The organism is Planomonospora sp. ID67723 (assembly GCF_015711605.1).
In the GTDB taxonomy this organism is placed as follows: domain Bacteria; phylum Actinomycetota; class Actinomycetes; order Streptosporangiales; family Streptosporangiaceae; genus Planomonospora_A.
This window is the reverse complement of the sequence record NZ_JABTEZ010000002.1, coordinates 1,126,405-1,143,811: the sequence shown is the minus strand read 5'-3', so window position 1 is coordinate 1,143,811 and position 17,407 is coordinate 1,126,405. Positions and strand designations below refer to the sequence as shown.

General features: G+C 69.8%; 14 protein-coding genes. 4 read left to right on the top strand and 10 right to left on the bottom strand.

What is annotated here, in order from left to right:
• Positions 1 to 81 precede the first annotated feature (81 nt).
• On the bottom strand, positions 82 to 2,193 hold the full coding sequence (gene uvrB, locus HS041_RS17780; RefSeq protein WP_196441779.1) for an excinuclease ABC subunit UvrB: 2,112 nt from the start codon (positions 2,191 to 2,193) through the stop codon (positions 82 to 84).
• 149 nt (positions 2,194 to 2,342) lie between these two features.
• Between uvrB and HS041_RS17775 the strand changes: the two genes are divergently transcribed.
• The 3 genes from HS041_RS17775 to HS041_RS17765 are packed head-to-tail and all read left to right on the top strand — an operon-like array spanning position 2,343 to position 6,078.
• Positions 2,343 to 4,001 (top strand): SPFH domain-containing protein, encoded by a 1,659-nt coding sequence (locus HS041_RS17775; RefSeq protein WP_230879107.1) that lies wholly within the window; start codon positions 2,343 to 2,345, stop codon positions 3,999 to 4,001.
• Between the two features lie 4 nt (positions 4,002 to 4,005).
• Complete coding sequence (locus HS041_RS17770) at positions 4,006 to 5,259, top strand: SPFH domain-containing protein (protein ID WP_196441778.1); 1,254 nt, start codon at positions 4,006 to 4,008, stop codon at positions 5,257 to 5,259.
• A gap of 48 nt (positions 5,260 to 5,307) precedes the next feature.
• Positions 5,308 to 6,078: a sporulation protein gene (locus tag HS041_RS17765; protein WP_196441777.1), complete on the top strand. Its 771-nt coding sequence runs from the start codon at positions 5,308 to 5,310 to the stop codon at positions 6,076 to 6,078.
• A 169-nt stretch (positions 6,079 to 6,247) separates the two neighbouring features.
• Here HS041_RS17765 and HS041_RS39770 read toward each other — a convergent pair whose 3' ends face one another.
• From HS041_RS39770 to polA, 7 genes are all read right to left on the bottom strand, one after another.
• A complete protein-coding gene (locus HS041_RS39770; RefSeq protein ID WP_196441776.1) occupies positions 6,248 to 6,880 on the bottom strand; it encodes a hypothetical protein in 633 nt (210 codons plus the stop codon).
• Positions 6,873 to 7,877: a DUF1328 domain-containing protein gene (locus tag HS041_RS17755; RefSeq protein WP_196441775.1), complete on the bottom strand. Its 1,005-nt coding sequence runs from the start codon at positions 7,875 to 7,877 to the stop codon at positions 6,873 to 6,875. The genes HS041_RS39770 and HS041_RS17755 overlap by 8 nt, the downstream gene beginning before the upstream one ends.
• A 141-nt stretch (positions 7,878 to 8,018) precedes the next feature.
• Complete coding sequence (gene coaE, locus HS041_RS17750) at positions 8,019 to 8,612, bottom strand: dephospho-CoA kinase (protein ID WP_196441774.1); 594 nt, start codon at positions 8,610 to 8,612, stop codon at positions 8,019 to 8,021.
• A 49-nt stretch (positions 8,613 to 8,661) separates the two neighbouring features.
• The gene (locus HS041_RS17745) at positions 8,662 to 9,120 is read right to left on the bottom strand and encodes a GNAT family N-acetyltransferase (protein WP_196441773.1); all 459 of its coding nucleotides are present in this window, start codon (positions 9,118 to 9,120) and stop codon (positions 8,662 to 8,664) included.
• Positions 9,121 to 9,234: 114 nt separating this feature from the next.
• Positions 9,235 to 10,722, bottom strand: a complete 1,488-nt coding sequence (gene rpsA / locus HS041_RS17740; protein ID WP_196441772.1) for a 30S ribosomal protein S1 — start codon at positions 10,720 to 10,722, stop codon at positions 9,235 to 9,237.
• Positions 10,723 to 10,955: 233 nt separating this feature from the next.
• Complete coding sequence (locus tag HS041_RS17735) at positions 10,956 to 12,068, bottom strand: polysaccharide deacetylase family protein (protein WP_307845345.1); 1,113 nt, start codon at positions 12,066 to 12,068, stop codon at positions 10,956 to 10,958.
• A 114-nt stretch (positions 12,069 to 12,182) separates the two neighbouring features.
• Entirely contained in the window at positions 12,183 to 14,888 is a 2,706-nt protein-coding gene (gene polA, locus HS041_RS17730) for a DNA polymerase I (RefSeq protein WP_196441771.1), read from the bottom strand.
• Positions 14,889 to 15,001: 113 nt separating this feature from the next.
• Between polA and HS041_RS17725 the strand changes: the two genes are divergently transcribed.
• Positions 15,002 to 15,376, top strand: a complete 375-nt coding sequence (locus tag HS041_RS17725; protein WP_196442559.1) for a hotdog fold thioesterase — start codon at positions 15,002 to 15,004, stop codon at positions 15,374 to 15,376.
• Between the two features lie 418 nt (positions 15,377 to 15,794).
• Here the strand turns inward: HS041_RS17725 and HS041_RS17720 are convergent, their stop codons facing one another.
• On the bottom strand, positions 15,795 to 16,556 hold the full coding sequence (locus tag HS041_RS17720; protein WP_196441770.1) for an amino acid ABC transporter ATP-binding protein: 762 nt from the start codon (positions 16,554 to 16,556) through the stop codon (positions 15,795 to 15,797).
• The gene (locus HS041_RS17715) at positions 16,553 to 17,404 is read right to left on the bottom strand and encodes an amino acid ABC transporter permease (RefSeq protein ID WP_196441769.1); all 852 of its coding nucleotides are present in this window, start codon (positions 17,402 to 17,404) and stop codon (positions 16,553 to 16,555) included. Before HS041_RS17715 ends, HS041_RS17720 begins: the two co-directional genes overlap by 4 nt.
• Positions 17,405 to 17,407: the final 3 nt, after the last annotated feature.

Genomic DNA, 17,407 nt, shown 5'->3' with positions numbered 1-17,407 from the left:
GCGGCGCCGCGGTTCAGACTGCGCCGCGGTTCGGACTGCGCCGCGGTTCGGACTGCGCCGTGGATCAGACTGCGCCGTGGATCAGGAGACCCCCGCCTCGCGCATGTCGCGGACCTCGCGCTTGAGCTCCTTGATCTCGTCGCGGAGGCGGGCGGCGACCTCGAACTGCAGGTCGGCGGCGGCCTGGTGCATCTGCTCGGTCAGCGACTCGATCATCTCCTCCAGCTGGGCGCGCGGCATCTCCCCGGCGATGGCCTTGGCGTGCTGCCCGGCGGCCTTGGAGGCGAAGCCGGGGACCGGCGCCTTTCCGCGCGACTGCTGGCGTCCGCTGCCGCCGAGGAGCTGCGCGGTGTCGGCGTCCTCGCGGTTGAGCGAGTCGAGGATGTCGACGATCTTCTTGCGGAGCGGCTTCGGGTCGATGCCGTGGGCCTCGTTGTAGGCCACCTGCTTGGCCCGGCGGCGGTTGGTCTCCTCGATCGCCCGCTCCATGGACGGGGTGATCCGGTCGGCGTACATGTGGACCTGGCCGGAGACGTTGCGGGCCGCGCGGCCGATGGTCTGGATCAGCGAGGTCTCCGAGCGCAGGAAGCCCTCCTTGTCGGCGTCGAGGATGGCCACCAGTGACACCTCGGGCAGGTCGAGGCCCTCGCGGAGCAGGTTGATGCCGACGAGCACGTCGAACTCACCCATCCGCAGCTCGCGCAGGAGCTCGATGCGGCGCAGGGTGTCGACCTCGCTGTGCAGGTAGCGGACCTGGATGCCCAGCTCCAGCAGGTAGTCGGTGAGGTCCTCGGCCATCTTCTTGGTCAGGGTGGTGACCAGGACCCGCTCGTCCTTCTCGGTGCGCAGACGGATCTCGTGGACCAGGTCGTCGATCTGGGACGTGGTCGGCTTGACGACGACCTCGGGGTCGACCAGGCCGGTCGGGCGGATGACCTGCTCGACCACCTCGCCCTTGACCCTGCCCAGCTCGTACGAGCCCGGAGTGGCCGACAGGTAGACGGTCTGGCCGATCCGCTCCAGGAACTCCTCCCACTTCAGCGGTCGGTTGTCCATGGCCGAGGGCAGGCGGAAGCCGTGGTCGACCAGGGTGCGCTTGCGGGAGGCGTCGCCTTCGTACATCGCGCCGATCTGCGGGACGGTCTGGTGCGACTCGTCCAGGACCAGCAGGAAGTCCTCCGGGAAGTAGTCGAGCAGGGTGTTGGGAGCGCTGCCGGCGGCCCTTCCGTCCATGTGGCGCGAGTAGTTCTCGATGCCGGAGCAGGTGCCGATCTGGTGCATCATCTCCAGGTCGTAGCTGGTGCGCATGCGCAGCCGCTGGGCCTCCAGCAGCTTGCCCTGCCGCTCCAGCTCCTCCAGCCTGGCTGCGAGCTCGTCCTCGATGCTCCGGATGGCACCGGCCATCCGCTCCGGTCCCGCGACGTAGTGGGAGGCGGGGAAGATGTAGAGCTCCTCGTCCTCCGTGATCACCTCACCGGTCAGCGGGTGCATGGTGGAGAGCTTCTCGATCTCGTCGCCGAACATCTCGATCCGGACGGCGAGCTCCTCGTACTTCGGGATGATCTCGATGGTGTCGCCGCGCACCCGGAACGTGCCCCGGGTGAAGGCCAGGTCGTTGCGGGTGTACTGCATGTCGACGAGGCGGCGCAGCAGGTCGTCGCGCTCGACCTCCATGCCGACGCGGAGCCGTGCCATGCGGTCGACGTACTCCTGCGGGGTGCCCAGGCCGTAGATGCACGAGACCGAGGCGACCACGATCGTGTCGCGGCGGGTGAGCAGGGAGTTGGTCGCCGAGTGCCGCAGGCGCTCGACCTCGTCGTTGATCGAGGAGTCCTTCTCGATGTAGGTGTCGCTCTGCGGGACGTACGCCTCGGGCTGGTAGTAGTCGTAGTAGGAGACGAAGTATTCGACCGCGTTGTTGGGCATCATCTCGCGCAGCTCGTTGGCGAACTGCGCGGCGAGCGTCTTGTTGGGCTGCATGACCAGGGCGGGACGCTGCAGCCGCTCGATCAGCCAGGCGACCGTGGCCGTCTTGCCCGTTCCCGTGGCGCCCAGCAGGACGTTGTCCTTCTCACCCGCCCTGATGCGCCGTTCCAGCTCGGCGATGGCGGTGGGCTGGTCGCCCGACGGGGTCATGTCCGTGATGACCTCGAAGGGGGCCACCTTGCGCTGCAAATCTGTTACCGGCCTCACCTGTCCCACTGTAGGCGGCAGGGCCGACAATCTTTATTCAACTGTTCGGCAAGCGGCTCGCAAGCCTGATGCCCTCTACTCTTACCCGTGCCTAAGCTCACCGAAAGTGACATAACGGGCTTTCAGTGCATGACTATCTCGGAGGTGTGATGTCCCGGCCAAGAGAGGCCGCCAGACAGGCGGCCGCGGCGGCGGCTCAGGCGATCGCGCAGGGCGGTGACCCGCGCCAGGCGGTCGGGCAGGCCGTCGGCCAGGTCGCGGGGCAGTTCTCCGGGCGGATTCCCGGCGCCGGGCAGGCACCCGGGGAGAAGGGCTTCTCGCTCAACCCGTCCGACTTCCTGGCCGCTCGCGACCAGGGGGTCTCCACCGGCACGATCATCGAGGCCCGCAGCGCCTCCCTGAACGAGGCCGGCGAGATCATCAACCGCAGCTTCAGCGAGCGCGGCCAGAACGGCGAGGCGGTCCACGTGATCTCCCCCGTCGTGATCCCCAAGGGGACCACCGCCCGGGTGGTCGTCCCTCTGGTCGTGCTGGCCCTGCTCGGCGTGGTCGGCCTGGTCGCCACCGGGCTCCCGGAGGGTGCACGGGTGCTGTTCGGCGTGCACTACTGGGCCGTGCTGGTGCTGGCCGCCGCGTTCCTGTGGTGGCGGCGGAGCGTGGTGATGGTGCCCGAGGGCTGCAAGGCCCTGATCACCAAGTTCGGCAAGCTCGTGCAGATAGCCGAGCCGGGCCGGGTGACGCTGTTCAACCCGTGGAAGCGGGTCAGCTACATCGTCAACACCACCCGCGAGTACCCGTTCAACGCCCCCATCCGCGAAGCCCCGACCCAGCAGGGCGTCAAGGCCAGCGTGGACTTGTTCCTGCAGTTCCGGATCGAGGACCCGGCCGAGTTCATCTTCGTGCTCGGCTCGGTCGGCGGCTTCCAGGCCAAGCTGCAGAACGCCATCAGCGAGGTCACCCGCTCCCTGATCTACGCCCAGCGCGCCGAGGACATCTACGACCTGGTGGGCGAGAGCACGCTCGGCATGCTGGAGAGCCTCAACCAGCAGTTCCTGCCCGCCGTACGGCTCACCGACGTGAACATCACCCACGCCGAGCCCTCCAGCCAGGAGTACCGGATGGACCTGGCCGCCCCGGAGATGATCCGGGTGGCCAAGGAGGCCTACACCTACGAGTACGAGCTCCAGCTCCGCAAGGAGCAGAACGAGGGCGACCTGGTCAAGGAGCTCGCCGGCCTGCAGGAGCAGCTCTCGGCCATCCACGCCGAGATCGCCGGCTACCAGGCCCGGATGGACACCGCGCTGGAGCGCGCCTCCCACCAGGCGAAGGCCCAGGCGGGTCAGCGGCTGGTCGAGGCGGAGTCGACCGCCAAGGCCAACGCCGCGCTGCTGGAGGCCCAGGCGCTGGACATCAGGGCGCTGAGCGCCGCCGAGGCCCCGGAGATCCTGGACTACCGTTTCCAGCAGGACCTGCTCGACAAGCTGGAGTCCGTGGCCGCGCACCTGCCCCGCGTGGTCCAGGTCGGCGAGACCGTCGACATCGACCTGCTGGCCCTGGCCCAGCAGCTCGTCGGCGGCCGCGAGACCGCGCTGTTCTCGGACGCGGACATGGCCGCGATCCGCTCCCGGATCACCGAGATCGGCAAGCGCGTCGGGGACCGCGAGGCGGAGATCACCGCCCTGCTCAACCCGGCCGTCGATCCCACGGTGTCCGCCGTGCCCGTCGCCGCGGCGGCGCGCACCGTCCCGAGCCCCGCAGCGAGCCCCGCAGAGAGCCCCGCGCCGCGTGCCGCGCAGGAAGAGGCCTGAGAGCATGAGCAGAGAGTTCTCGAAGATCAAGGAGTCCCTGGCCGCCTGGTCCGACATCCGCCAGCTTCTGCGCGGCGGTGAGTCCGGCCAGCTCGTGCCGGTGGTCATCCCCAAGGACCGCCGCGGCTTCGCCTGGGTGACGCTGCTGTTCGCCTCGCTCTACCTGGCCGGCACCGCGGTGTTCGCCGGCGGCACCTTCGGCCTGCTGGCCGGGGCCGGCGCGGTGTTGTCCCTGTTCGTCGCGGTGATCTGGCTCTGGCGCAGAGCGATCATCGAGATCGAGGAGGGCACCACCGGCGTGCGCAGCCGGTGGGGGGCCGTCACCGGCACCCTGCCCCCGGGCCGGCACTACCTGTGGCTGCCGTGGGACCGGGTCGACGCGGTGGTGGACACCTCCACCGAGATCCCCTACTCGGCGCCGATCGTGGCCTGCCCGACCGCCGAGAACGTGCCGCTGAAGTCGATCGAGTTCTTCCTGAAGTTCCGCATCGTCGACCCGGTCGCCTTCGTCCGGACGATCGGCGCCGGCAACTTCGACCTCGTGCTCAGCAGCGCCGTGCAGGACGCCATCCGCCAGCGCAGCCGCCGGGTCAACACCGAGCGCGCCTACGACCTGCGCGGCTCCGACGTGGGTGACATGCAGGACGCGCTCAACCGCCAGCTCGGCCGGTACGGCGTGCGCATCACCGGCGCCAACATCCCCGACGTGCAGCTTCCCGACACCTACCAGCAGCACTTGGCGACCAGGGAGAAGGTCGCCAAGGAGATGTCGGCCTTCGAGCGGGAGTGGGAGCTCACCCGCAAGCGGAGGATCGACACCCTGCTCATGGAGATCGAACGCTCAAAGAAAACGCGGGACGCGCGTATCGTCGAGGTGAGAGCCGCCGCCAACACCGCGCGCAAGGACGTGGCCCGCATGCTGGAAGAACACGAGACCGAGGCCCAGCGCGTGCGCTGGGAGATCGAGGCCAAGGGCAGGGCCGAGCTCACCTCGGCGGAGAACGAGGCCAAGGCGCTGCGCCGCCTGGCCGAGTCCTACCGCGACAACCGCGCCGTGCTCCAGTACGAGCTGGCCCGCCGCCGCCTGGACGTCGGCGCCCGGCTGGCCGAAAGCGCCCCGCGCCCCGTCGTCGTCCGCACGGCGGGCGGGCAGGGCGACTCGTCGGCGCTGTCCACCCTGCTCATGGCGCAGATCTTGCCGCAGCTCGGCGGGAACGGTCAGGCCAGGCCCTCCGTTGAACACAGCGCAGACCGCTGATCCACTCCGTCCCAACCCACTGAATTCTCTACCTCTGGGAGTCTCCTTATGGTGTTTCGCAAGCTGAAGGCCGCGTTCGGCGCCGGCGTCGAGGTCGACACGGTCCTGCAGAACTCCAACGTCCGGCCCGGCGAGCTCCTGCGCGGGCAGGTCAACTTCCGCAGCACCAGCTCCGACTACAAGGTCGAGGGCATCTTCATCGACTTCACCGCGGTGGTGGAGGTGGAGAGCGGCGACAACGAGTACAAGACGACCTACAGCTTCCTGCGCCACCAGGTCGCGGGCCCGTTCCACCTGGCCGCCGGCGCCGCGCACTCGTCCCCCTTCGAGATCCCGGTCCCCTGGGAGACCCCGATCAGCGCCATCGCCGGCCAGCCGCTGCGCGGCATGCAGCTGGGCGTCTCCACCGAGCTCGCCCTGGCCGGCGCGCTCGACAAGGGTGACCTCGACCCGCTGTTCGTCAACCCCCTGCCCGCCCAGGACTACGTGCTGCGCGCCCTGGACGGCATGGGCTTCCGCTTCAAGAAGGCCGACCTGGAGCGCGGCACCCTGCACGGCTCGCAGATGCCGTTCTTCCAGGAGATCGAGTACTACGCGGGTCCGGAGTACGGCCGTCACTTCAACGAGCTGGAACTGACCTTCATCGCCGGTCCGAACGCGATGGACGTCATCCTGGAGGCCGACAAGCGCGGCGCCTTCGGCGGCAGCCACGACACCTACAGCCGCTTCACGGTCCGCTACACCGACAACCCCGCCCAGGCCGACCAGGCCCTGCGCGGCGGCCTGCAGGCGATGGCCCAGAAGCGCGGCTGGTTCTGACCTCTCCCACGTCGTACGGCCCCGCCCCGGCTCTCACCGTCCGCCGGGCCGGGGCCGTCGGCCGTACGGACCTGCGATCCCGCCCGGTCACCGGAACCGGCCGGCCGGGTCAGCGCAGGCCGGGTCAGCGCAGGCCGGGTCAGCGCAGGCCGGGTCAGCGCAGGCCGGGTCAGCGCAGGCCGGGGGCACGGGCCAGGGAATCCAGCAGGGGCAGGACCTCCTCCGCCGGGCACGGCTCGCGGCGGCCCGCCGACGACCGGCCCGCGGGCGGGCCCAGTACCAGGTTGTACGCCCCCGGGCGGTGCTCCCCCAGCACGACGGTCGCCGTGGCGCCACGGTGCCCGCTGCGGTGGTACCTGCCCGCCTCCAGCCGGTAGACGCGTCCCGCGGGGACCTCCTCCAGCCGCTCGCACGCGGAGGTGACGAAGCGCTCGGTGGGCCGGATCTCGTCCACGCCGTCCAGGCTGTCCACCCGGTAGAGGCGCCGGCCCCGGCGGGTGGCGTCGTCGCGGACGTCGAGGATCTCGTTGAACACCGTGCCGGACAGGACGTAGCTCCACAGGTCCCAGCTGTGCGCGTGGGCGACGGGACACGTCCGCTCCTCGTCGCCCTCCCACAGGTGCAGGCAGAGCCCGGCGAGTCCGTCCCGGTGAAGCGGCACGCACACGAACTCCAGCGGGTGCCTGACCGCCTCGATGCGGCGCCGCCCCGTGCAGAGCTCGGTGACGGCCTGCCGCGCCCATCCGCCGATGCCCTCCACGTCGCCCTCGCGCAGGGCCCGGACCGCGCCCGCCTCATGCATACGGGTTCTCGGGGGCGACCGCGTGCCTGACGACCTCCGCGACGTCCTCGTCGGAGTAGGTGTCCGGAAGCCGCAGCTCCAGCCGGGCGAACAGCTCCCGCGCCTCCTCCACCGTGGGATCGTCGCTCAGCAGCTGGGCACGGCGCAGGTGCACCGGACGCGCCTGGTTGAAACTCTCGTCCAGTTCGTTGCGCCAGTAGTCGTAGTAGAAGCGTCCCTCTTTGATCAGCATGGCCGGGAAACGGGGCCCCCGCTCGGTGATGACCATGCACGACTGCGTCATGTCCCAGCGGAAGATGGTCATGGTGGACGAGAGCCCCACCGCGATTTTGAGGCGGGGGTACCGCTGCTGCCACCAGCAGGCCGCGAGGATCGTGGCGTACAGCTCCACCTGCGTTTCCTTGGTGGTCCAGGACCGCTCGTCCTCGTTGGGGTCGTCGACCATGCGCCGGAAGTAGTTCGCGTACCGCGCGCACAGCTCGTGGTTGGCCGGGTCGAGGATCTCCAGGCGGATGCTCAGCTCACGGCGGTTCTGCCGCGCCCGCCGCACGCATTCGGGGATCACCACCGCCCGCACGAAGGTCGCCGTCCCGCCCCTGAAGATCCACTCTTTGGCCTCGGCCCTGGCTTCGGCCAGGACGCGGGAGATCTCGTTGCCGGTCAGCACCCTCACCTTGGCCGCCTCGTCCAGAGCGGCCCGGGCGTCGGAGAGCATCCCGTCGACGGTGTTGATCCGCTCGAGCTGCTCCGGCAGCTTCTGCAGCGAGGCCTGGGCCGTCAGCAGTGCCTTGCGGGTGTCGGGGTCGGCCTCGCTGCGCCAGCGCTCGCGCAGCAGCGCCAGCGAGAGCGCCGCGAGCGTGACCAGGATGGCGCTGTTGACGTGGGCGACCGAGGCCACCCCGGTGAGCCCGAGCACGCCTGCCACGACCGCGATGACCAGTGCGATCAACGCCTCCGCGTTGGAACCCAGCCAGCCCAGCAGAGCTTTCCCTCGCATGCCACCGCCCTCGCCCCAGACAGCCGACATATCCAAGTTAACGAGGAAACGCAGAAGGTCCAGGGCTTTCCGGCGCCGGCGGCCGTCGCCCCGCTCCCGGGTCCGGGAACGGAGCTCTTGGAAGGCGTCTCTCCGGGGCGGTCAGGCCCTCGCGGAGAGCCCGGCCCAGACCTCCGCCACGCGGGCCTCCAGGTCCTCCAGGGAGCCCTCGTTGGAGATGACGACGTCGGCGATCGCCAGCCGTTCCTCCCGCGACGCCTGGGCGGCGATCCGGGCCCGGGCGTCCTGCTCGGTCATGCCGCGCACGCCCACGAGCCGGGCCAGCCGGATCTCGTCGGCCGCGTCGACGACGACCACCACGTCGTACATCGGGGCGAGGTTGTTCTCCGCCAGCAGCGGCACGTCGTAGACGACGACCGCGTGATCGTCGGCCTGGCTCTGCAGCTCGGCGACCCTGGCCCCGACCAGGGGATGCACGATGGCGTTGAGCGCGGCCAGCTTCTCGGAGTCGGCGAACACGATCGAGCCGAGCTTCTCCCGGTCGAGCGTGCCGTCATCGTGGAGCACCTCGTCCCCGAAGACCGCGGCGACCCGCGCCAGCCCTTCGGTCCCCGGCTCGACGACCTCGCGGGCGATCTTGTCGGCGTCGATCACCGTCGCACCCAGAGCCGACAGCCTCCGCGACACCTCGCTCTTGCCCGACCCGATCCCTCCGGTCAGCCCCACCTTCAGCATGATCCGCAGCATACGGGTACGGCGGGCTTTCCGGGGACCCGGCCCGCGATCACGTGGCCTCCCGGCGCATGTGCACCAGAGTCAGGTGGTCGCTCATCCGCTCCCTGCGGGCCTCACGGTAGCCGTGCCGCCGGTAGAGCCGCAGGTTGCCCTCTGACAGATGCCCGGTGAACAGGTCGAACGCGAGCGCCGCGGCCTCCTCGCCGTGCAGGGCCGCCAGCAGAGCCCCGCCGATCCCCCGGCCCTGCATGTCCGGCGCGACGACCAGCCGCCCGACCAGGCAGGTCGTCTGGGACATCTGGCCCCGGACCGCGCCGACGACGCGCGGGCCGTCGCGGGCGACGAGCACGGTGCCGGTCTCGATGACCCTGCGCACCTGCTCGACCGGCTCGATCAGAGGCGGGATGAACGGGTCCCCGTAGAGCTGGGCCTCGCTCACGTAGGCCGCGCGCTGCACGGTGAGGATCTCTCCCGCGTCCCCGGAACCGGCCCGCTCGATGACTGCCACGGCGCCACCATAGCGGAGGCGGAGGAACCGCGGCGGGGGCCGAAGCCGGGCGGGAAAAGGAGAAGGGCCCCGCCGGAGCGGGGCCCTTCAGGGAACTACCGGTGTCTCAGAGGCTCAGCTCTGACCGCCGGCGAGCTTCTCGCGCAGGGCCGCGAGAGCCTCGTCGGAGGCGAGGGCGCCCGCCGCCGGAGCGGTGGAGCCGCTGGTGGAGCTGGAGGCCGGGGTCTCACCGGAGTAGGACGTGGGGGCAGCCTCGCCCGCCTCGGCCTCGGCCTTGCGGGCCTCCTCGACCTGCTTCTTGTGCGCCTCGAAGCGGGTCTGGGCCTCGGCGTACTGCCGCTCCCACTCCTCGCGCTGCTTGTCGAAGCCCTCGAGCCACTCGCCGGTCTCCGGGTCGAAGCCCTCGGGGTAGATGTAGTTGCCCTGGTCGTCGTAGGTCGCCGCCATGCCGTACAGCGTGGGGTCGAACTCGACGTCGGCGCCCATCGCACCCTCGTTCGCCTGCTTGAGCGACAGGGAGATCCGGCGACGGTCGAGGTCGATGTCGATGATCTTCACGAAGATCTCGTCGCCGACCTGGACGACCTGCTCGGGGATCTCGACGTGGCGCTCGGCCAGCTCGGAGATGTGGACCAGGCCCTCGATGCCCTCCTCGACGCGGACGAACGCGCCGAACGGCACCAGCTTGGTGACGCGGCCCGGGACGACCTGGCCGATCTGGTGGGTCCGGGCGAACTGCTGCCACGGGTCTTCCTGCGTCGCCTTGAGCGACAGGGAGACGCGCTCGCGCTCCATGTCCACGTCGAGAACCTCGACGGTGACCTCCTGGCCGACCTCGACGACCTCGGACGGGTGGTCGATGTGCTTCCAGGACAGCTCGGAGACGTGAACCAGGCCGTCGACGCCGCCGAGGTCCACGAACGCACCGAAGTTGACGATCGAGGAGACGACGCCCTTGCGGACCTGACCCTTCTGCAGGGTGTTGAGGAACGTCTGGCGAACCTCGGACTGGGTCTGCTCCAGCCAGGCGCGGCGGGAGAGAACCACGTTGTTGCGGTTCTTGTCCAGCTCGATGATCTTCGCCTCGAGCTCGCGGCCGACGTACGGCTGCAGGTCGCGGACGCGGCGCATCTCGACCAGGGAGGCCGGCAGGAAGCCGCGCAGGCCGATGTCGAGGATGAGACCACCCTTGACGACCTCGATGACGGTGCCGGTGACGATGCCGTCCTCGTCCTTGATCTTCTCGATCGTGCCCCAGGCCCGCTCGTACTGAGCGCGCTTCTTGGACAGGATCAGACGGCCTTCCTTGTCCTCCTTCTGGAGGACCAGGGCCTCGACGTGCTCGCCAACCTCGACGACGTCCGCCGGGTCGACATCATGCTTGATCGAGAGCTCACGCGAGGGGATGACGCCCTCGGTCTTGTAGCCGATGTCGAGCAAAACTTCGTCTCGATCGACCTTGACGACGGTGCCCTCGACGATGTCGCCGTCGTTGAAGTACTTGATGGTCAGGTCGATCGCGGCGAGGAACTCTTCCTCGGACCCGATGTCGTTGACCGCTACCTGCGGGGTGCTCGAGGTGGCCTCAGTGCTGCTCGTCATGTGTGGAATTGCTCCGAACGCGGACAGATGTCGATGTGGCGAACGCGCGGCAGGCCTCTTATCGTTCAGCCGAAGGAGTTTGGCATCGACGTGATCGAGCGCGAGCCCACTCCGTCCGAGACGCGCGCGAGCCCACAGCGCAGCGATCAGCATATGAGACCAAACGGGCCTGGTCAATCCGGAGGCACGCGCCACCAAGGAGCATGCAGGGGCGCAAACGACGGCAGGAACGGTCAATACGCGTTGACCTGCTGTCTCCGCTTGGAGCTGATATTACCTCGAAGTTTGCCCGGTATGGAGATACGTTCGGGATCACCGTCTGCGGTGTAGCGCTGATCGGGGTGCTTGTTCAGCCATTCCAGCCAGTACTGCGAGCACCACTTGCGGCACTCGCCCTTCTTGCCGTTGCTCTGGATCCGCTGGATGGACCGCCAGTCGTAGTCCTCGGTGAAGGGCGACACCGACGGCTGGGCGCCGGCGAGGAAGACCCCCTTGAACGCGAACGGGGTCCCGTCCCACTTGCCGCGCTGGACCGTGGACCTGGCCCGCGGCATCGCGCCGAACGGCAGCGCGAGCGTCTCCGAGGGACCGGAGCCGAACGCGCCGAGCATCCGCTCGACCCGGACGAGCTGCTCGGCGATCCGCTTGCGGGACAGCCCCGGCAGGTACGGATGGCTCCAGGTGTGGTTGGCCACCTCGAATCCGCGCGAGGTCAGCCACTGCACGGCCCGCGCCTGGTCTGCACGGCTTTGCAGGCCGAACGGCTGCCGGTTCACCCAGAAGGTCGCGACGGGCCGGAAGTCGGGGTACTTCTGGGCGACCTGGTAGATGATGCCGACCGCCGTGTCCTTCACCGGCATGCCCGCGTCGTCCAGCGCGAAGTGACTGGCGTGACCGTCGTCGAAGGTCAGCACGACCGGGTGCTTGCCGGCCGGGATGTCGATCCTGCCGGCGGCGAACTCCCGGGCCGTGATCGGCACGTAGCCGTCCCGGGCCAGCTTCTCCATCTCCCCCCGCACCTGGTCGGGGGTGCGGTCGATGGAGGCCAGCCGCTTCTTCATGATCCGGTGGTACATGAGCACGGGGACCATCCCCGCCTCGTTGGCCTTCACCTGCCGGGCGAACTCCGGAGTGGCGACGATCGGCTCGGGCAGGCCGGCGGAGGGCAGCTCCGCCTTCGGCGGCGTGGCCGGACCCTTCACCACCCCGGGATCGCCCGAGGTCGAGATGTTACGCGCGGGCGGCTCCCCCGGGGTGGGCAGGATCAGGAGCACCCCGATGGCGACGACCAGGACCACGGCGTTGGCCACCATGATGATCTGCGTGAGAAGGGTTGGACTCCGCACAAAACTCCCGTGCCCGTCGTGATTCTGACCTGCCGTCCACCCTAGAACAGAGCCGGACAAGCCAGACCCACCCTGGCAACCACCGTCATAACCCGACGGGCACGGCCGCCGGCGTCAGTGGCCGGCGTCCTGCCAGGTGCGGCCCACGCCCACTGAGACCTCCAGCGGGACGCGCAGCGCGTAGGCCGCGTTCATCCGCGCGCAGACCAGCTCGCGGAGGGTCTCCAGCTCTCCCGGCGCCACCTCGAACACGAGCTCGTCGTGGACCTGCAGCAACATCCGCGAGCCCAGCTCCGCCTCCCGCAGCGCAGCTCGCACGTGCAGCATGGCGACCTTGATGATGTCGGCCGCCGACCCCTGGATCGGCGCGTTGAGCGCCATCCGCTCCGCCATCTCGCGGCGCTGCCGGTTGTCGCTGTTGAGGTCGGGCAGGTAGCGGCGGCGGCCCATGATGGTCTCGGTGTAGCCGTCCTGGCGGGCCTGGGCCACGATCGCGTTGAGGAAGTCGCGGACGCCTCCGAACTCCTCGAAGTATTCGTTCTTCAGGCCCCGGGCCTCCGCGACGGGGATGCCGAGCTGCGCGGCCAGCCCGAAGTCGGACAGGCCGTAGGCCAGGCCGTAGTTCATCGCCTTGATCTTGGCGCGCATCTCGCTGTTGACCTGCTCGGGCTCGATCCCGAAGACCCGGGCGGCGGTCGCCTGGTGGAAGTCGTGCCCGGACTCGAAGGCCGCGATCAGCGCCTCGTCACCGGACAGGTGCGCCATGATGCGCAGCTCGATCTGGCTGTAGTCGGCCGTCAGCAGCGTCTCGTAGCCGGAGCCGACCACGAAGCCCTGCCGGATCCGGCGGCCCTCCGCGGTGCGGATCGGGATGTTCTGCAGGTTGGGCTGCTTGGAGCTCAGCCGCCCGGTCGCCGCCACCGTCTGCTCGAACGTCGTGTGGATCCGGCCGTCGTCGGCGACCTCCTTGATCAGGCCCTCGACGGTGGTGCGGAGCTTGTCCTGGTCGCGGTGGCGCAGCATGATCGTCGGCAGCTCGTGCTCGGTCTGCGCGGCCAGCCACGCCAGCTGCTCGGCGTCCGTGCTGTAACCCGTCTTGATCTTCTTGGTCTTGGGCAGCGCCAGCTTGACGAAGAGGATCTCCTGCAGCTGCTTGGGAGAGTTGAGGCTGAACTGCTCGCCCACGGAGGCGTGGGCCGCCTCGACGGCCTGCTTGACCGCCGCGCGGAACTCGGCCTCCAGCCCGTCGAGGTGGTCGCGGTCGGCGGCGATGCCGGCGCGCTCCATCTCCGCCAGGACCGTCACCAGCGGCAGCTCCACATCCCGCATCAGGCCGGTGCCGCCGCGCGGCTCCAGGAACGCCTCCAGCGCCTCGGCGAGGTCGCGCACCGCCAGCGCCCGCAGGGCGAGGTCACGGGCGGCGTCGGCGTCGACGTCGTCGAAGAGGCTCGCCTGGCCGTCCGCCGCGGCCTCGCCGCGCAGCTCGCGCCTGAGGTAGACGCGGACCAGGTCCTCCAGCGGGAAGGAGCGCTGCCCGGGCGTCGCCAGGTACGCCGCCAGCGCCGTGTCGCAGGACAGCCCGCGCAGGTCCATCCCCTGCGCCCACAGCGCCAGCATCGGACCCTTGGCGTCGTGCACGGCCTTGGTCCTCGACTCGTCGGCCAGCCAGGCGCGCAGGGCCGCCTCGTCGCCCTCGGTCAGCCCGGCCGGGTCGACGAACGCCGCCCGACGGCCGTCCGCCTCGCCGCCCGGCGCGGCGATCGCGATGCCGTCGATCCGGCCCGTGCCGCTGGCGTGCGTGCCCGTGAAGGCCAGTCCGGCCCGCCCGCCGGGCAGCCCGTCCAACCACCCGGCCACCTCGCCGGGGCCCAGGACCGTCACCTCGACCTCGAAGCCGGCGGCGGCCTCGGCCTCCGGCGAGCCGAGGGTCTTGAAGAGCCGGTCGCGGATCTCGCCCCGGAACTCGAGCGCGTCGAGGATCTTGTCGATCTCGCCGCGGTCCCACTGGCCGATCGTGAGGCCGGAGACCTCCCGGTCCAGCGGGACGTCCCGGATGAGCTGGGTGAGGCGGCGGTTCATCAGCACCTGGTCGAGCTTGTCGCGGAGCTTGTCGCCGACCTTGCCCTTGACCTCGTCGACCCGGTTGACCAGCTCCTCCAGCGAGCCGAACTCGCGGATCCACTTGGCGGCCGTCTTCTCCCCCACACCGGGGATGCTCAGCAGGTTGTCGCTGGCGTCGCCGCGGATGGCGGCGAAGTCGGGGTACTGCGCCGGGGTGAGCTCGTACTTCTCCAGCACCGCCTCGGGCGTGAACCGGGTCATGTTGCTGATCCCGACCCGGGTCATCAGCACCGTGATCCGCTCGTCGACGAGCTGCAGCGCGTCACGGTCGCCGGTGACGACCAGCACGTTCATGTCCTGCGCCGCGGCCCGGGTGGCGAGCGTGGCGATCAGGTCGTCGGCCTCGTAGCCCGCCAGCGACAGGTGCGGCACCCGCAGCGCGTCGAGCATCTCGTGGATCAGGCTCACCTGGCTGCGGAAGCTGTCGGGGCTGGCGCTGCGGTTGGCCTTGTAGTCGGCGTACTCCTCGTGCCGGAAGGTCGGCTCGGAGCGGTCGAAGCAGACCGCCACGTGGGTCGGCTGCTCGTCGCGGAGCACGTTGACCAGCATCGACGTGAACCCGTAGACGGCGTTGGTCTTCTGCCCCGTCGAGGTGGAGAAGTTGTCCTCCGGCAGTGCGTAGAACGCCCGATAGGCCAGGGAGTGCCCATCCAGCAGCAGGAGGCACGGACGAGTGGGGGTCGCTTCGCTCTTCGGCACAGCAGAAGCCTAGTCTCCTGGTGCGACAGAAAACCTTGCCTCGCGCGACAGGAGAGATCCCCTTGACTCTGACCGGCCCCGGTGACCCCGCCTCCCTGCAGGAGCTGTTCGGCATGGCACACAAGAACACCCTCGTCGAGCGGATGGGAATCGAGATCGTCGAGGCGAGCGCCGAGCGCGTCGTCGCCAGGATGCCCGTCGAGGGCAACACCCAGCCGTACGGCCTGCTGCACGGCGGCGCCTCCTGCGTGCTCGCCGAGACCATCGGCTCCACCGGCGCGGCCCTCCACGCGGGCGCCGGCCGCACCGCCGTCGGCATCGAGATCAACGCCACCCACCACCGCTCGGCCACCTCCGGGTACGTCACCGGCGTGGCCACCCGGGTGCACGGCGGCCGCACGGTCGCCACCTACGACATCGAGATCACCGACGAGCAGGGCCGCCGCGTGTGCACCTCCCGGCTGACCTGCGTGCTTCGAGACGCCTGACCGTCCATACGGGAATACTCTGCGTGACGGGGATCTCCTGCTTATAGTGGGACCGAGGTCCTCCGCTCGGGCGGGGGGCACGGGTAGGAGCCCCAGGCTCCGCGGAGGATTTCCGCTCCGGGGGCAGGGGTAAGGAAGTCAACGCGAGCGGCATCGGCGCCCGCGGGGAGACCGAGTAGAAAACGTGCGGGGTCGGGGAAGCTCCGCACGGCGCCAAAGGTCTCTCCCGGGCCCGGGCCCCGTCGGCGCAGCCGGGATCGCACGGCCCACCAGGCCGTATGGTCCCGGCTGTGTCATGCCGCTGTGTCATGGCCGGTGTCCCGCCCACCTCGCGGGCCCGCTCCGGCCCCCGGCGGTCGTACGGCCCGCGCCCGGCGAGGCGCGGGCCGTACGACCGCCGGGATCGGACGCCGGGAGATCAGACGTCGGTGTGCGTCGGGTCGAGCACCCGGCGCAGGAACGACTTGGTGCGCTCGTGCTGCGGCGCACCGATCACCTGGGCGGCCGGGCCGTCCTCGACGATGACGCCGCCGTCCATGAAGACCACCCGGTCGGCCACGTCACGGGCGAACGCCATCTCGTGGGTGACCACCAGCATGGTCATCCCCTCCTCGGCCAGCTTGCGCATGACCGTGAGCACGTCGCCGACCAGTTCGGGGTCGAGTGCCGAGGTGGGCTCGTCGAAGAGCATCAGCGCCGGGTTCATCGCCAGCGCGCGGGCGATCGCCACGCGCTGCTGCTGGCCGCCGGAGAGCTGCGCCGGGTAGGAGCCCTCCTTGTCGGCGAGGCCGACCCGGTCCAGGTTCTCCCTGGCGATCCGCTCCGCCTCCGTCTTCCCGCGCCGCAGCACCCGGCGCTGGGCGATCGTCACGTTCTCCAGCACCGTCATGTGCGGGAACAGGTTGAACTGCTGGAAGACCATGCCGACCCGGCGCCGCGCGGCGTCGAGGTCGGCGTCGCGGTCGGTCAGCTCCAGGCCCTCCACGACCACCGTGCCCGAGGTGGGCTGCTCCAGCAGGTTCACGCAGCGCAGCAGGGTGGACTTGCCCGATCCCGAGGGGCCGATGACGCAGACCACCTGGCCGGGGTCGACGGTGAAGTCGATGCCCTTGAGCACCTCCAGGCTGCCGAAGGACTTGTGCAGATCACGGATCTCGACCGCGTGCCTCACCGGGCTCACCGTCCCTTCCCCTGGCGCCGCTCCAGCCGGGTCGCGAGGTAGCCCAGCGGGATGGTGACGAGCAGGTAGGTCACGCCGACGACCAGGATGGGCGTGGCGTTCGCGTGCGTGGAGGCCAGGTCGTTGCCGAACTTCGTCAGCTCCACGTACTCGCCGGAGACACCGAGGAACAGCACCAGCGAGGAATCCTTGAGCAGGGCCACGAACTGGTTGGTCGTCGGCGGGATCACGATGCGCACGGCCTGCGGGATGATGATCGTGACCATCGCCCTGCCGTGCGACATGCCCAGCGAGCGGGCCGCCTCCATCTGTCCCTTGGGCACCGCCTGCAGGCCCGCGCGGAGCGTCTCGGCCATGTAGGCGGCGCCGACGACGGTCAGGCCGAGGATGCCCTGGCCGTAGGTGCCGCCGGGTACCTCGAAGCCGGGCAGCGCCAGCGGCAGGAACAGGATGAGCAGGAAGATCAGCAGCGCGGGGAGACCGCGGAAGATCTCGATGTAGACGAGCGACAGCCACCGGTAGGGGCGGACCGGCGACAGCCGCATCAGCGCGAGCACCAGGCCGAACAGGAACGCGAAGAAGAAACCGCCGACCGAGTAGATCAGCGTGTTCTTCAGCGCGATCGTGAACAGCTCCGGCAGCGACTCCTGCGCCACCTCGGGCTTGGCGAAGTTCTGCGCGAGGCTCGCCCAGTCGACGAACAAAACGGCGGCGACCGCCGCGGCGACCAGGAGGACGTACTGGACGGCCCGGCTGATCTGCTGCTTCTTACGAGGACTGAGCTTGGCCCCGGCGGGGGGGTTCCCGCCAGGGCCGGGCAGCTCAGCCGTCTTCGGCTGATCGGTCATGGA

Coding starts and splice junctions, on each gene's coding strand:
- HS041_RS17775 (WP_230879107.1), top strand. CDS start 2,343: ATGTCCCGGCCAAGAGAGGCCGCCAGACAGGCGGCCGCGGCGGCGGCT.
- HS041_RS17770 (WP_196441778.1), top strand. CDS start 4,006: ATGAGCAGAGAGTTCTCGAAGATCAAGGAGTCCCTGGCCGCCTGGTCC.
- HS041_RS17765 (WP_196441777.1), top strand. CDS start 5,308: ATGGTGTTTCGCAAGCTGAAGGCCGCGTTCGGCGCCGGCGTCGAGGTC.
- HS041_RS39770 (WP_196441776.1), bottom strand. CDS start 6,880: ATGCATGAGGCGGGCGCGGTCCGGGCCCTGCGCGAGGGCGACGTGGAG.
- HS041_RS17755 (WP_196441775.1), bottom strand. CDS start 7,877: ATGCGAGGGAAAGCTCTGCTGGGCTGGCTGGGTTCCAACGCGGAGGCG.
- coaE (WP_196441774.1), bottom strand. CDS start 8,612: ATGCTGAAGGTGGGGCTGACCGGAGGGATCGGGTCGGGCAAGAGCGAG.
- rpsA (WP_196441772.1), bottom strand. CDS start 10,722: ATGACGAGCAGCACTGAGGCCACCTCGAGCACCCCGCAGGTAGCGGTC.
- HS041_RS17725 (WP_196442559.1), top strand. CDS start 15,002: ATGGCACACAAGAACACCCTCGTCGAGCGGATGGGAATCGAGATCGTC.
- HS041_RS17715 (WP_196441769.1), bottom strand. CDS start 17,404: ATGACCGATCAGCCGAAGACGGCTGAGCTGCCCGGCCCTGGCGGGAAC.